The 15,744-nt window shown below is 33.1% G+C and carries 8 protein-coding genes; all 8 read right to left on the bottom strand.

Annotated elements, in window-relative coordinates; genetic code table 11:
* Nucleotides 1-39: 39 nt before the first annotated feature.
* Entirely contained in the window at nt 40-1,296 is a 1,257-nt protein-coding gene (locus AB3G39_RS12115) for an McrC family protein (protein WP_369769398.1), read from the bottom strand.
* Nucleotides 1,289-4,897 carry an AAA family ATPase gene (locus AB3G39_RS12110; RefSeq protein ID WP_369769397.1) on the bottom strand — a complete coding sequence of 1,203 codons (3,609 nt, stop codon included), beginning with the start codon at nt 4,895-4,897 and terminating at the stop codon, nt 1,289-1,291. Before AB3G39_RS12110 ends, AB3G39_RS12115 begins: the two co-directional genes overlap by 8 nt.
* Nucleotides 4,898-4,956: 59 nt before the next feature.
* Complete coding sequence (locus AB3G39_RS12105; protein ID WP_369769396.1) at nt 4,957-7,956, bottom strand: type I restriction endonuclease subunit R; 3,000 nt, start codon at nt 7,954-7,956, stop codon at nt 4,957-4,959.
* 99 nt (nt 7,957-8,055) lie between these two features.
* Nucleotides 8,056-10,203, bottom strand: coding sequence for a UvrD-helicase domain-containing protein (locus AB3G39_RS12100; protein ID WP_369769395.1), 2,148 nt, complete (start codon nt 10,201-10,203; stop codon nt 8,056-8,058).
* 53 nt (nt 10,204-10,256) lie between these two features.
* Nucleotides 10,257-10,889 (bottom strand): viroplasmin family protein, encoded by a 633-nt coding sequence (locus tag AB3G39_RS12095; RefSeq protein ID WP_369769394.1) that lies wholly within the window; start codon nt 10,887-10,889, stop codon nt 10,257-10,259.
* 21 nt (nt 10,890-10,910) lie between these two features.
* On the bottom strand, nt 10,911-12,101 hold the full coding sequence (locus AB3G39_RS12090) for a restriction endonuclease subunit S (protein ID WP_369769393.1): 1,191 nt from the start codon (nt 12,099-12,101) through the stop codon (nt 10,911-10,913).
* A 345-nt stretch (nt 12,102-12,446) separates the two neighbouring features.
* Nucleotides 12,447-14,096 (bottom strand): ATP-binding protein, encoded by a 1,650-nt coding sequence (locus AB3G39_RS12085; protein WP_369765325.1) that lies wholly within the window; start codon nt 14,094-14,096, stop codon nt 12,447-12,449.
* Nucleotides 14,097-14,105: 9 nt separating this feature from the next.
* Nucleotides 14,106-15,695: an N-6 DNA methylase gene (locus tag AB3G39_RS12080; protein ID WP_369765324.1), complete on the bottom strand. Its 1,590-nt coding sequence runs from the start codon at nt 15,693-15,695 to the stop codon at nt 14,106-14,108.
* Nucleotides 15,696-15,744 lie beyond the last annotated feature (49 nt).

Raw genomic sequence — 15,744 nt, 5'->3', positions numbered from 1 at the left:
TATGTTCTCCTTTTTGCATTAATGCCCAGCTGATGTTTGTCAAACAATATTGAACCATTTTAAAATAATTGTACCAATGTCTTTATCTAGGTTTCTGTTTTCTGAATCCAAAATAGAAATTTTACCCAATCCGCATTCGTGATGTCCTATTTCTGTTATTTTATTAAAAGGAATAAAATCCTCTTTTGTAAATGTTGTACTATTTGAAGGATACAATAACATGGCTTTACTCGAATTCCAGTAGTCATTGTACACATACATTTGGCGTAAATCATTCGTTGAAGGTTTGCCGCCGTTAATGTTCTTCCATTTGGTATCGATAATATAAGTTTCATGACCTTTCTCAATTACGATATCTGGACGAATCGTTATCCCATTCCAAAATGTTTTTGACTTTTGACCATGAACCTCAATATTTAAATCGTTATTTTTTGCTGCTTTTTTCAAGCACACTAAAACATATTCTTCCCATAACGAATTCATATCAAAGAGTAAGGCTAACATGTTTTCTTTACCACTGGATACATTGGGGGCAAAATTTAAAATAATCAAACGAGCAATCTCTAAAGCGGTTTTATAAGGTGCTGTTTTTCTAGATTTTGGAATCTTAGCAAAAGTTGCTTCATTGGCCTGAATTGGTTTTACTTCAGGAAAATCAAGTTGGACGGACTTACATTTGCTGTACAAATGATTTCCTTTCGAAAATTGTTCAATTATACCTAACGCTTGTCCCAAAACCTGATGTACTACATGGTCTTTTTCATAGACTTGATGTGTGGTATAAAAACGTTCTTTATGAATTAGATTTTTTTGAATATGCCCTGCAAATTCTAGTTTCCCTTTTAACGCTTTAACATTATTCGTCTCTTTGTAGTATTGCTTAATTAAACCTTGATGAATAAGCAATTGTAATTCATTAAGATACCATTCAAAATAAATATCCAGCAGATGAATGTTTTGTTTATTGACATTTGCATGACCAACTTTATCAACCTTTAGTTTTTTAGTAGTGCGCAACATATCAATTAAAACGCCTTGCCAAACGTTCTTGTCATCAGATGAATGATCCGCCTTTGGAAGAATCTCTATACACAAACCATCAATTTGGACTACGCCCACATATTGTGCAAACTTAATTCCTTTATGAACTACAGTAAAATACTTATTATCGTGATACTCATTCAGTTTAGCCAAAGCATTAAAATGCTTTTCTTTAAACGAAATAGCGTTGTACTCTCTACCATAATAGAGGGTTTGATGTTCAAAAACTTGTATTTTATGTATGGGTTTAGACATTGCGGTTCAGTAACAAATGAACTGCTGCTTCTATATCTTCTATTTTGTCAATTAACTCAAATTGAGTTGCAATATCTGGAGTAGTAATATCATTGAATTTAGCAAACTTTACAGTCTGATTCTCTTTTATACGGACAAAACCTTCACCTAATATCAAAGCGATTTTCTCGTAATCGTGATAAAAATATTCCTGTAATAATGGAAAAATATTGTTTTTGAAAACCGAATTCAAGCTTTCAATATCTCCATCTTTAACTTTCAAAAAATAAGAATGACCAATGGTATGATCGCGGTCTAATAAAACTTCAATTCGTTCATTAATGGTTTTCAATACTTCGGATAAATTAAAACTATTGAATTGTATTTCTTCTAATAATTCTGGATTAGGCATGATTTCTGAAAACGAAAAACGTCTTCTTAAGGCAGTATCCAAAGCTTCTACACTTCGATCAGCCGTATTCATAGTACCAATGATATATAGATTCGAAGGAACACCCAATTCTCTTTTAGAATAAGGCAATTTTACTTTAAGTTCGTTAGCAGCACCAAGTCTTTTATCGTCTTCAATCAAAGTGATTAATTCTCCAAAAATAGCGGACACATTTCCTCGATTGATCTCATCAATAAAAATGGCATACTTGTTTTTTGGATCAGCTTCAGCTTTGATGCAGAGTTTCTTGAAAATTCCGTCTTTGATTTCAAAAGCGACTTCCGTTTCTCCTTCATCTAATCTCGGTTTTATTCCTTCCACAAAATCCTCATAACTGAATGACTGATGAAAAGTTACAAAATCGTAATTTTTAATTAAAGTATCATTACTAGGTTTGTAATTTTTACTAATTGCTAGAATATTTTTAGCTTCAGGGTAATAATCATCCAACAATTTTTCATCTATTGTCCATTTTGAATCTTCACTTTTTGAGAAGTATAATGGTTCCGATCGATTACTCACATTCACAAAAGGGCATTCCATAACAGTATGACTCTGCAATTGTCCCCAAATGGTTGGGCGCACTGTTTTTGAAGAAGATAATTTTTCTTTTATTTTTATTAATTCATGATTTACGATATCATTTACCTTTGCCTTACCAAGATCAAAAACAGCAATACTTATTACTTGCCACCACGTTAAATCAGCAACAACTGATTCTAAATACTGTTCTCTTGTTAAAGCAGTTTCTCTTATTGTAAAATTATCAAAATGAGTGTTTTGCAATTCGAATGTTTTACCTGTTCCAGGAGGTCCGTATAGAATTTGGTTTAAGGCTGTTGTTTTGTCAAATGATTCCATATTGCCAGTGTTTGAATTGATTTGGGGATTAGTGTTTTCAAAAATCCATTCTTTGATATTATTTAAAGCTTGATCTTGTTCTGGATTTAACTTTAAAGCTTCATCCAATATATTTAAAGCTGTATCTGTTTTTTTGAGATAACTGAACCCAACCTGACCTACACGTTCTTTATCCTCTAGAAATCCTTTTTCCTTAATGTTGCCTATTTTGTTTTTTAAAACAACGCTAAAGTTTTTATCACCAATAAGATTATAGGATTCCTTATCATTCAAATTAACCCATTGTTTTAAAACTTCTGCCTTACCGTAAAATCCAACTATTTTACCTTGAGAGTAAAATATAATAAGGTTTTGATTTCCTTCAACTTTTGGTGAATTGGTAAATTTGGCGAAGCCCAACACTTCTTCAGTAGTATTTCGAGGATTATTAAAATCAAAGTTCCAACTTTCGTGAGGGACGTTTTCGCCACCTACCCAGGCGTGACCGCTATTATCGTCACTTGCTTCTTTCCAATCTTTACTATTCCATGTAATGTTTGCAACAATAAATTTTATTTCATTTTTTGATTTTGAAAATACATCTGCTGCAAAATCTTGATTAATGAATTTTCTATGTGGACATTTGTTATTTCGTTCTAGTTCAATTAAGAAACCTTCATATATGTTTTTTTTGTATTCCTCTATATTTTCTAAAGTATTCAAATAGGCTTCAATTTTACCATTTGGATTTCTAAATTTCTCCGAAACTTCACTTAAAATTTCTTTATAAATAAAGGAAATTTCTGTTTTAGTATTCCTTTTTTCAATACAGAAGGCATATCTATTTCCTATAATAAATATTAATCTTTTTTTGCTTTTTCTTACATTGAAACTTAGGCGTTCATCGGAAACAATTATGTTTTCAGTTTTAATAAAATGACGAAGGGTTTTAAGAAATATATTTAATTTTTCTGGATCTAACACTTTTTTAACTGCTGCATAGTCACCAGTATTATTAGAATTAATAAGGTTTAATATGGCATCATATTGCGATTTAGTAGCACTAAAATTAGTTCCTCGATTTCCTGTTTTTAGCTCGTCTAATTGTGATAGTACTTTTATCTCTTCAGACAATATTGGATCTGTGGCTAAATTGAATTCAATTTCAATTGCTACTCGATCTTCGTTTTCGTCGTAATCTGTTTTGTAATATTTGATTTCCTCTTCAGTCGCTGAAATCCTGCCAACATCTGAGGTTACTTTTGCCAAGGCATAACAACCTGAATTTTCTCCCGTCAGCCATAAAATTACTTTATCCCCTTTTTTTATTTTGTCTTTGTGAGCGCCTATTTTCCATGTAGTTAGCAACTCATTTTGCAAAGAACTAACTACATCATAAAATTTAGGATTACCTTGAAATATCCAGTAATTGACAGTGTTTTTTTGACCCAATTTTTCTTGGAGAAACTTTAAATAATTATCCTTTCCTAATATTGCTCTTGGTCTATCTCTTGATCTGTTTTCACTGAATTTAGAAAATTCTGCTGTTTTATCATAAATATTTTCCTTAATTGAATTAATTAGAATTTGAGAGTTTTTTAATTCTATAACAAATAATTCGGAATCAAAATTTTCTTTATACTTCTGCTCATATAAGTCTAATTCTTCTAAAAGCCGCTCTTTCTTACTGCCAAACTGTTTAGAAAAATAATTACTCTTTCCTCCATCATTTGATATAAGCCAATTGGCAAATTCTTCTTTCATATTTATTTTATTACCAAAATCATTTTTAAAATTATTTCTCAAAATGGAATATTCAATAAAAGAGCCAACAAATTTTTGAAAATTTTCATCTTCAAATTGATATCCATTCTCTAAATAACCTAGATCAATTACTTCCTTGCTTCCATCAACTTTAACAAGATAAGGGGATGTTTGTTTTATATTCTCAATACATGCATCTTTTGTTTTGCCCGAACTTCCAGTAACCACACCATCATGTGTAAAATGAATTGTATCATCCGATAATTGAATAAATTTATCCAAAACATATTGAATAAAATTACTGTCAGTTTCCCCGTTTCTTATACCCAGAGTGTTCCCATTATCTCTTATGTAATTGAAAAGGCCTAATTCGTAGCTTTTATCCTTGTATTTAACAACTATTTTACGGCAGCTTTCTAAACCTTTGAATTTTACTATACCATAATCAACAACATCATCAAAGCCTTCTAATGCGTCGAATTTTTTTGTAGGATCAAACAAACAGTTATATAGATAAGTAATTACTGGTTTTAGTTTAGGAGTCGTTATATCTGAAATTTCATTCATGTTTATCAATTGTTATCGTATTGAGTTCTTAAAACTATTTGTTTGAAATTAAGTACCGACTATGCCCTCCATTCTGCAAATTGACCTTCGGCTTGTTCCATAATTTCCTGAAGAATTGTGTTTAATTCCAGAATATTCACTTTGCCTCGTAACTCTTTTTTAACAGCTAACCGTATGGCAGCTTTAGCATCTTCTTTATTCATCCAGTCTAATTGTAGATTATTCTTCACTGCTTTTACAACCCCATGAACAATATCCTGAACGGGTCCCGCTTCTTTTATAATTTCTTTTTTGGAAGCCAATATGTCATAGAAAGCCAATTCTTCGTCGCTTAGTCCCAGTTCCTTGTTTCGGTGATCTTCCTCTTGTAAGTGTTTGGCTCTTTCTACTAATTCAGCAATTGTTGCATAGGAATCAATGGCATTTTTATGGTAGTTTTCGATTACTTTTTCTAGTTCTTCTTTGAGCGAAGTGTATTTCTTTATGTTCTTATGCAATCGTAGTTTAACCTCGTCCATTAGGATGTTTTTCAATAACTCAATTTTTATAGCGATACTATCTTTTTCTTTTTTGGCACCCAAAAGAAAATCTTCATTTAATATAGAAATATCAGCACGTTCTAATCCTGCCATGGCAAAAACATCTACAATATCATCTGATTCGATACTTCGGCTTATCAATTCCTTGATTTGGTCTTTTTGATTGCTTCTGGTTCCTTTTACGGATTTGGCATTGCGAATCGCTTTTGATAAATGTTGGATAAACAACACATCAACTGAATGTTCCTGAATTTGAGGTTGTGATTTCACGATAGATAATAAGCCCGTTAATTTCTTCTCTTCTAGCATAAATTGGTTTGCTACTTCATCATATTTAATAATGCCGTTCAATGCCTTTCTTATCAAGAGTACCTTGTCGCTATCTCGTAATCCTTTCCAATTGGAATAGTCACTTTTTTCGGGTAATAAACTCTTACAAATCTCTACTTGGTTGTAGAACATTTCCAAGGCTTGATGCATATCTATAGTGGGTTGTCCTTTTCCGCCACCACCAGTATATTTAGAAGTGGCAATTTTCAATTGGTCCCCAATACCAATATAATCTACAATTACTCCTGAAGGTTTGTCTTTAAAAACGCGGTTTGTTCTTGTAATAGCTTGCATTAATGTATGTCCACGCATGATCTTGTCTATATACATGGTATGTACACATGGCGCATCAAATCCCGTCAACCACATATCTCGAACTATTACGATTTGAAGCGGATCTTCGGGTTTACGGAATCGTTTTTTTAACGCTTCGGTTGCATCTTGTGTTCTAATATGCTCATTCCAAGCAATTGGATCTTTGGATATATTCCCTGTCATTACAACAGCTATTTCAGGGCAACCTTCAATAGCTTTTAAAGCATCATACATTTTTACGCTATTGCGACGACTCATACAAACCACCATTGCCTTTCCGGGTAAGGTTTCTGTACGGTTTTTATAATGTTTCATAATGTCATTGGCAATTTTCTGAACTCGGTCTTCTGAACCTGCTGCATCTTCAATGGCTGCCCATTTCAGGTTGCCATCATCCTCAAGATCTTCGGTAATGGCATCCACTTCGGCATCAATGTTTTGATTTCCTAAATGCAGTTTTGCCAAGCGAGGTTCGTAATATATAGGAACAGTCGCCTTATCATTGACCGCCTGTTTGATGTCGTAAATATGTATCGTTTCTCCAAAAACTTCCTGGGTATCGGCATCCTTGCTGTCTATAGGTGTTCCTGTAAACCCTATAAACGATGCATTAGGTAATGCTTTGCGTAAGTTGGATGCAAAACCATCTAGTAAACCATACTGTGTTCTGTGAGCTTCATCTGCCATCACAATAATATTCTCTCTTTCTGAAAGTATCGGATGGGCAGTTTCTCCCAGTTCGTTTTCATTGCCTTGTTTTAATCTGAATTTCTCGATGGTTGTAAAGATTACACCGCCACTTCCTGTAGATAGTAATTGGCGCAATTCATCTGTTGATCCTGCATGTTGTACATCTCCAACTAAATCTTTGGCCAAGACAAAATTTTCATACAATTGAAAATCCAAATCGCTACGATCCACTTGAACTACAATCGTTGGATTTTTCAATTCAGGTAAGCTTCGTAATATTCCCGCATAGATTGCCATTGAAATACTTTTTCCGCTGCCTTGGGTATGCCAGATAACCCCAATACGACCATCACCATAAGGTTTTATCGCTTTTTTTGCTGCTTCTACAGCAAAGTTGACTCCAAAAAATTGATGGTATTTAGCCCCTTTTTTTATTAATGTTCCGTTGTGATCTTCAAAAAAGATGAAGTTTTTGATGTACGACAACAGACGGTCTTTTGGAAACAAACCGTTTATTAAAGTATGCATCTGGAAATCATCTTCGACAATTGCGACACCATCGATACTTTTCCAAGCGGCATACCATTCAGCAGATCCATTGAACATTCCGTGCTTTGCTTCGTTACCATCACTTACTATTGTTAAGGCATTGTATTCGAATAAGAGCGGAATATCCTTGCGGTAATGTTGTATTTGATTGAATGCCTCGTCAATGGTTGTATTTTCATCAAACCAGTTTTTGAGCTCAAACAATACGAGCGGTATTCCATTGATATAAATAATAATGTCAGGGCGGCGTTTATTTTTACCAACTATACTAAACTGATTGACACAGCAAAAACTATTATTTAATGGATTTTGAAAATCAATAGGGTAGATATGAACTGCTTTTTCATTCTCTTCTGCATCTTTGTATTCATAACTAATCCCTTTGGTGAGTTTCAGATGAAAATCACGGTTACGGTAATCAATGTCGGCACCTAGATTATTACAAAAGTCAGCTACAGCAAGATCTTGAATTTCAGAGGGTACTTGAGGGTATTTATTAACAATAAATTCCTTTAGTTGGTCTTTTAGGATTACAGCATTGGCATTTTGAGGTAATTCATTCCCTTTTACGTGCGTATAACCTAAGTCTTGTAACCATTCGATAGTTGCCTGTTCTATTAGTGCTTCTGTAGTCATATCAGTATGATGTCATTGCGAGCGCAACGCAGTAGAGCGTGGCAATCTCATTAATTATTCCCCAAATTCTTTTAACCCCGTTTCTATGCTCTAAATATTCTAACTTACTTTTTCACCACAATACGGACATGCAATCCATAATTTTTCCAGTTGACTAAAACAGTTGTCACATTTAATAATTTTTTCTACTACTGATTGCATCGACTGACTTGTTTTTACCGTAAACTTTTCTGGAATTTCTTTCAAAAAGCTAGATTCATTTCCCTTTTCTGTTATTAGAAATAGTTTGTCTTTTGCTCTGGTGATAGCGACATAAAACAAGCGTCTTTCTTCTTCCATTAGTAAATCGTGATTGGCTGTTTTTATTACTTGAAAAATTCTATCTTCTAGCCAAATATCTGGAAACCCGCCGCTGCCTTCCGTTAATCCGAGTATAAAAACGGCTTTCGCTTCCAGTCCTTTTGAGGCATGTATTGTTTTTCCTTGCACCCTGATATTCTCATTTTTAAATTTAAAGAAGTAGGGACTGTACATTTTATTTCTTCGGTATAAAAACAAAATATCATCCTGTAGAAAACCATCGTCTAATAATTCTCTTACTTTATCTGTGCAGAACTGAATATTGTCTTTTTCATCATTACCAGAATAGACCACAATTTTATGTTCAGATATTTTAGAGGAATGAATCTCTTTCTCCACTTTAAATTTATTGTGCTTTATAACTTCGTTGCTAGCCCCAACAATATTTTGAGTACTACGATAATTCTGATCTAATTTTACCACTTTTGAATTGGGAAAGTATTTTTCAAAATCTACAATGTAATCTACGTTTGATCCCCTGAAACCATAAATACTTTGCCAATCATCCCCTACACAAAACAGTTGTGTTTCATCAGTTAATAAATGTTTGATTAGTTCAACTTGTAAATTATTGACATCCTGAAATTCATCAACTAGAATGTATTGGTATTTACTTTTGTATTTATTAGCTATATCTTCATGATTTTCAAATAATGAGGCACTTCTTGAAATTAGATCGTTGAAATCGAGATAGGATTTATTGGTTGTGTATTCAATATATTCTTCAACGATGGGAATGGCTAATTCATAAAAATGTCTTACCCTTTCATGTTGATCATTTTTTGCGTTTTCTAATATTTGTTTAGGGCTTATGTTTTCGACTTTAATCATATCTGTAATTCGCATGATTTGCTTTACGAAGTCTTTTACACTTTCATGATAACCATTAAACTCTTCTCTAAAAGTTAGGGATACATTTTTATGATAATTAGAAGGCAAACGATTTTTGACTACTTTATCTAGAGTATGATTGAATAAAGCCGAATCCTGAGTGATGTAATCATAGGTTTTAAAATAGAGTAAGTTTCCCTTTTCAAACTGTTCTTCTTTGCCATTAAGAGGGTAACTTTTATCGCTTACATGCTCGATGTATAAGTTCGCTTCTGGGATATAAAAATCAGGGCGGAAATCAAAATCCTTCACTTTAAGAAGCGGTTCGTATTCGTATTTTATACTGTGTCTGTAAAACCAATCGGCTATAAACTGTTCTGATTTTGAACGGACTCTAGTACCATCCAGTGTGGTGAAGTACTTCCCGTCGTTGTTTGAATTATTAGGGTTGTTTTTTGCTAGATGTATTTTATCTACGTTATAATCTAGAATGTATCTCTTTAATTGAAGCAGAAATTCAGTGTTGTCACATTTTGATATCAAAAGTTTATGAACTACTTCAAACACAGTTTCTGGCGCCACATGTTTAGCGAGTTCATCCTCTTCATCTCGTTTTTCATCGCCTATAATTCGAAACTTATTATCAAATTCATTCACACCATAATTACGTAAAATACTATAACAGAAACTGTGAAATGTTCTCACGGTCAAGCCATCGATCCATTTATAATTTTTTTGTTGCAAATAGCGTTCTCGATCTTTTTCTGCTTTTGAAAAACGTTTGTCCAGCAACATATTTTCATATTTCGTGCTTGTATCTGCCGAAATGATCAAACGGTCAATCATTTCATTGGTTGCATTTTTGGTAAAAGTAATGGCAAGAATGCTCGATGGACTTACTCCTTTTTCTTCAATTAAGTAAATGATTTTTTGCAACAACGTTTTGGTTTTTCCAGAGCCAGCTCCAGCTAATACTAAAATTCGTTTGTCTTCACAAACAACCGCTTCATGTTGTTTGATATTTAAATTACTTAAATCCGTTTTGGTAGTTATCAATTCTTTTTAATTTTTAAGATTGTAATATACTATTTTTAGCTGTAATACTAGTACTACTTTCTGCCGAAATCAGCTGGGTTTTCTCCCCAAGCTTTCGTTTCCCATTTCAGCACCTTATTTTCATATTCGTTTTCATTGAGCCATTTAGTAGCACGTTCCATAAGGTCAAAAAGTTTTTTATTTTTATCACTTGGTTCATGGTTAGTGCTTTGTTTTTTATCACGAACCCATCCTATTGCGATCTTACTATCTGAATAAATAGGAAGTGTACTATTGTTTTTCTTACAATGTGCCAAAGCATGAACTATAGCTAGAAACTCAACTATATTGATGGTTCCATCTTCAAACGGTCCCATTGTGAAAATGCTTTTTTTATCTTTTACAAATACTCCTTGATATTCTACAATTCCTGTTGTGTTGTTCCATGCGCCATCTACTGCAATACTATCTGCTATGGGGTTTCCTATGAGTAACAACTCTTCTTCAGACAAAGCTGGTTTTTCAACGCTTTTACCGATAAAATCATAACTGGAGCCATTAAATGCTTGCTGTGCCAGTTCTAGTGTTTCAAAGGATTTGAAAACTGCTTGAGGAAAACCATTTGTTTGTGCTTGGCATTCTGCCCAAGTAGTAAAAACTCCTGTTTGACGTCCTTTCCAGACTACATAAAACTTAATTTTTGACATAAGAGAAGCTTATTCTTTTTTTTAATTTGTTGCAAATTGTTCCTGAAACTCTTTTAACCGCACTTCGCCACTGATTAATTTTGGTAATAGGGTATCGCGGAGTTTGGTGAGAGTTTGGTTTTCAATTTTATTAGAATTAATTTTTTCATAATAGGGGTTAACTATTTCGGTGAAATCATTTATTAACTTAATTTGAGGAATAAGAACTTTTGTACTTTTAAAATCGGGAACTGTTAATTGTTGTTGAGTTGTTCCATTTCCACTAATATTTTGATTTAGTAACCAAAAAAACAAATATTTGCAAGAAATAAGTTTTTTATTTGGTACAACAGCTATTAATCTTACGATAGGCACATAAGGTTGGGTTCTCAAACAAACATATCCAATAGTTCCTCTTGCTGAAACTGTTATGCTTTCTTCTTTTATTTTGGATATGTCAGTGAATCCAAAAAGCCCTTCATTAGTTATTCCATTTGAATAAATAGGAACGCTACAATTTTCAGTTTTCTGATTCGAATATTTTTTTGGTTTATCTCCTCCAGCAGTTAAACTTGAAACATCTTGTAAACGTAGAACTTCCCAATCTTTAGGAATCATTCCCAATTCACTTTCTACAAATTCGCCATCCTGAAACGGACCAAAATCTACAAACCAGTGTTTGTATAATGCCATTGCCATTTCCTCTAGGGTTTTATTGATGGCGAGGTTGTTTTCTATTTTGTCATCTATCGCGGATAGGATGGAAGCTATGGATTGTTGTTCTTGGAGGGGAGGTAATTCTAATTCTAAATTTTGAAATGCTTGTTTTGCTACTCTTTGTCTACCAGAAGTTCCAATCATATTGTTCTCTGCAAATTGTCTAAAAAAAGGTTCTCTCGATAAATAATAAACAAAGTCTGTATCAGAGACTCCTTTTTCACCTCTAAAAACTAAAAACTCAGTAGATCCAAAACCAACATTTTCTTTTAATCCTTTTACTCGACATATTTTTCCGTTTTGTAGGCAAGGCGTAATTCTAGCAAATAAAGTGTCATTATTTTGGAACCTTGCGCCTCCCTTTAAAGGCTTGAAATCTGATGGTGAAACAGTTCTATTGTTTGCATCTAAATCTTTCATTTCTACAAATGAATATGATTCATGAGACTTGAGTTTCACTAATGGATTTATATCAATGAAATCTGAGAGTTTATAGGTTTTCCAGTTGTTTGGCATTTATTGTAATGGTTTATCGTTAATCCCTTGTAAAAGCAGGCTTACAATAGGTTGCACTTCCTCAATGGTTGTATCCATGCTTTGTGCGAGTTTTATTTTGGGCATTTCGGCTTTTTGTTTTGTGGCAATGCTGTTTTCTAAAACGGTAATTTGTTCCCTTTTTTTAGTTGTTCATGTAACATGAACATTCTTTTTTGATGAACAAGGTATTTTATGAATTGTACAGTTATTGCAGTTTTATTTGTTTTATAAGGCAATTTGTTTAATTTGTTTTACTATAAAAAATAACGTAAACTATTGATAATAAAGGAAAAGTTGTGTTTTGTTTTTGTTTTTATTTTTCATTTATTTTTTTTTAGCCAATGCGTATTTTCTGTTTTTCAATCCTCCTGAGGCAATAAGAATTCCGTCTTTTGTCAAAGCATAAACACATTTTTGAATATCTTTTTCTTCTACTTCCTGAATGTTGTTTGAGATTTCAGCTTTAGATTTTTCTCCATTATATTTTAAAAATTCTAAAATAAGATGTTTCAACTGTTCTTTATCAATTGTTTTTAAAGATGGTGTGATATTTAATTTTGACTGAGAAAACAAAGAAGGGTTTAGTAAGTATTCTGTTCCTTTTTTAATACCTCTTGTTATTAATATTGACTTTTCTAATAAAGTACCAATCCAATTTCGCATTCGATCTTCGTTAGTCAATTGCAATTTTTGAGTTAGTTGAGTAGCAGATATTTTCTTTTCTGACGCAACGATTCCAAGAACAGTATATTCTTTTTGAGACAATCTAAAATGTTGGCTTATAAATTCTATAATCTCTAAAGCCTCTTTATTAACAATGCCAGAATAAATAGTTACACTAGTTTTGTTAAATGTACTTTCAATAATAGGAAGGGGTTTAATATCTCTAGCTAGTTTTTCATAAATTAAATCATAACCAGACCCTTCACCTTCCATTAAACCCAAGTCATGTAAAGTATGAATAAAATGAGGGTTCCTCCTGTGTCTTTCGTGCAAAATATTATCTTTAGTTATTCCTAATGGTAATCCGCCTGGATTAGAAATCACTAATCGATCAGGGTACACTTCTATAAAAATATCTCCAGAAATAGTAAAGCGTTTATGAGCTATGGCATTAATTAATAATTCTCGAATTACTTCTTTAGGATAATTACGTATTTGTTTTCTGAACAATCCATTTGAAATTTCGGAAGTGTAATTAAGCTCAATAGCTTCTTTTTCTATATCAAGTACTAATTCTTTAGGGTTATGAATATGAAAATGCCAATCTTTTTTTCTAATTTTCTCTTCTAAATCATTATAAACTATATATTGAACAGTTATAGGATAGCTTAACCTTGCTCTTTGTGCAGAGGTTCCAAACCAAATGATGCCTAAATTAGTTAAAAAACCTTCGGGTGTAATTAGTTGATAATATTCTAATATTTCGTCATTTGACTTGTCTTTAATAAAATCGGAAACAATTTTCGATTTTTGTATGTCCTCAATAAAGTTCGAAATATCAACTATATTTGCATTTATCCAATTAATTTTTCCGTTTGAAACAAGTTCCCATTGAAAAGCATTTTTTTCAGCTGCTAAATTAGTCAACTCTTCACCGGAAATTGGAACACTATTATCTGTTATTCTAATCAATACTTTGCCAGAAGATGTTGTGGCAATAGTTCTAGAAGAAGGTAAAATTTTAAATTTAAAATATTGTCCTCCATTCTCATCATCAATTATTATTGGGTTAACCAATGCAACAGCATCAGTTAAATCCCTTAATCTAGATATAACACTATTTACATCCTCAATTTTTATTTTTTGTTTTGAGTCAGGTTTTATGGCTTCATTTTCAATACCAACAATAATTTCACCTCCTTGCGCATTTGCAAATGAAACACAAGTTTCTGCAAGACTTTTTAAATCAGCGGTTCGTCCAATTACTTTTTTTAAACTTTTATATTCGATATTCCCGTCTTCTATTGGCATATTAAAATTTTATAGTTTCTCAAAATTCTCCAATATCTTTTGTTGCAATTCATTTCCTTTGGCAAATTGTGTTTGCAATTGTGCTTTTAATGCTGTCATTTTATCTTCAAACAAAATACCGTCGTCTTCTACTTCTTCGGTTCCCACATAAATACCAGGTGTCAGTTTGTAGTCTTGTTTTTGTACTTCGACCAAAGTTGCAGCATAGGAGTAACCATCCGTATTTTCATAATTACCATCTAGATTTCGCCAAGCGTGGTAGGTTTCGGCTACTTTATCTATGTCGGCATCAGTAAAGACGCGTAGTTTACGACTTTCCATAGTTCCCATTTTACTGGAATCAATAAATAGGATTTCGTTTGTACGCTCGCGGTGCACACCATCCTTACCATCACGATTTTTACTTAAAATAAAGATACAGGCAGGAATCCCTGTCGTTAGGAATAATTTATCAGGTAAACGCACAATACAATCAATCATATTGTTGTTGACCATATATTCCCGAACGTTTTTCTCTCCTTTATTATTAGAAGTCATGGCTCCATTTGCCATCACAATAGAAGCGGTTCCTGTATCACTTAAATGGCTCCAAAAAGTTTGCATCCACATATAGTTGGCACTACCATCTGTAGTAAATTCTTCTTTAGGGCCAAAAAGTCGAGGATCATTTTCGGGTAAATCTTCAGGATGCCATTGGCTCACGTTAAAGGGTGGGTTTACAATGATAAAGTCGGCTTTTAAGTCTGGGAATTTATCGTTTAGCAAAGAGTCTCCCAAACGGACATCAAAAGATAAATCACGTAAGGCCAAATTCATCTTACACAAACGTAAAGTACCATCATAGCGCTCTTGTCCGTAGATAGAAATGTTCTTTTTATCGCCACCATGAGATTCCAAGAATTTCAAAGACTGTACAAACATTCCACCGGAACCACAAGCAGCATCAAATATTTTACCTTGGTAAGGTTCGATCATTTCTACCATCAGTCGCACGATGCTTCCAGGTGTAAAGAATTGTCCCGCACCAGAACCTTCGGCAATGGCGAACTTACCTATGTAATATTCATACACACGCCCTAAAATATCACTTTCTGGATTTTCTTTTTGGGAAAGTTTAGGGTTGGATAACAAGTTGATTAATCCACCTACTTGTCTTGGAGACAATTGGCTTTTTACAAATAAACGTGGTAAGATCCCTTTTAAATCGGGACGGAAAAGTGCTAATGTACTATCCAATACATCAAAAGCATCATCAATAATTACTTTGATATTGTCTTGTTCTGCATTTTCTTTAAGATATTGCCAAGTAGCTTCTTTGGGAATAATATAGATGTTTTTAGATAGATACTCGTCGGCATCTTCTAAAACGTAATTTATTTCGTCTTGGTCTTGGGTATAATAACCTGAGGTTTTGTCTTGCACTAAATCCAGTAATTCTTCTTTTCGAATCTCATATCGTTCAGACATGTGTTTCAAGAAAATTAAGGGAAGTATGTAGTCTTTGTATTGATTTTCAGCTACTGCGCCACGGAGTTCGTTAGCAGCCTTCCATAATTCTTGTTCAAAATTGATATCGGCTTTTATAGGGGTCTTTGACATTCTGTATTTTAAAGATTATAACAATTGTATTTCGCTAAGGTATTAAAAA

Origin of the sequence: Flavobacterium sp. WC2416, from assembly GCF_041200095.1 — a bacterium.
Classification (GTDB): Bacteria; Bacteroidota; Bacteroidia; order Flavobacteriales; family Flavobacteriaceae; genus Flavobacterium.
Note: the sequence above shows the minus strand (reverse complement) of the source record. Positions and strands in the feature narration are given on the sequence as shown.

Excerpts from the sequence above, each read along its gene's own strand:
- AB3G39_RS12115 (WP_369769398.1), bottom strand. The coding sequence starts at position 1,296 with ATGTCTAAACCCATACATAAAATACAAGTTTTTGAACATCAAACCCTC.
- AB3G39_RS12110 (WP_369769397.1), bottom strand. The coding sequence starts at position 4,897 with ATGAATGAAATTTCAGATATAACGACTCCTAAACTAAAACCAGTAATT.
- AB3G39_RS12105 (WP_369769396.1), bottom strand. The coding sequence starts at position 7,956 with ATGACTACAGAAGCACTAATAGAACAGGCAACTATCGAATGGTTACAA.
- AB3G39_RS12095 (WP_369769394.1), bottom strand. The coding sequence starts at position 10,889 with ATGTCAAAAATTAAGTTTTATGTAGTCTGGAAAGGACGTCAAACAGGA.
- AB3G39_RS12090 (WP_369769393.1), bottom strand. The coding sequence starts at position 12,101 with ATGCCAAACAACTGGAAAACCTATAAACTCTCAGATTTCATTGATATA.
- AB3G39_RS12085 (WP_369765325.1), bottom strand. The coding sequence starts at position 14,096 with ATGCCAATAGAAGACGGGAATATCGAATATAAAAGTTTAAAAAAAGTA.
- AB3G39_RS12080 (WP_369765324.1), bottom strand. The coding sequence starts at position 15,695 with ATGTCAAAGACCCCTATAAAAGCCGATATCAATTTTGAACAAGAATTA.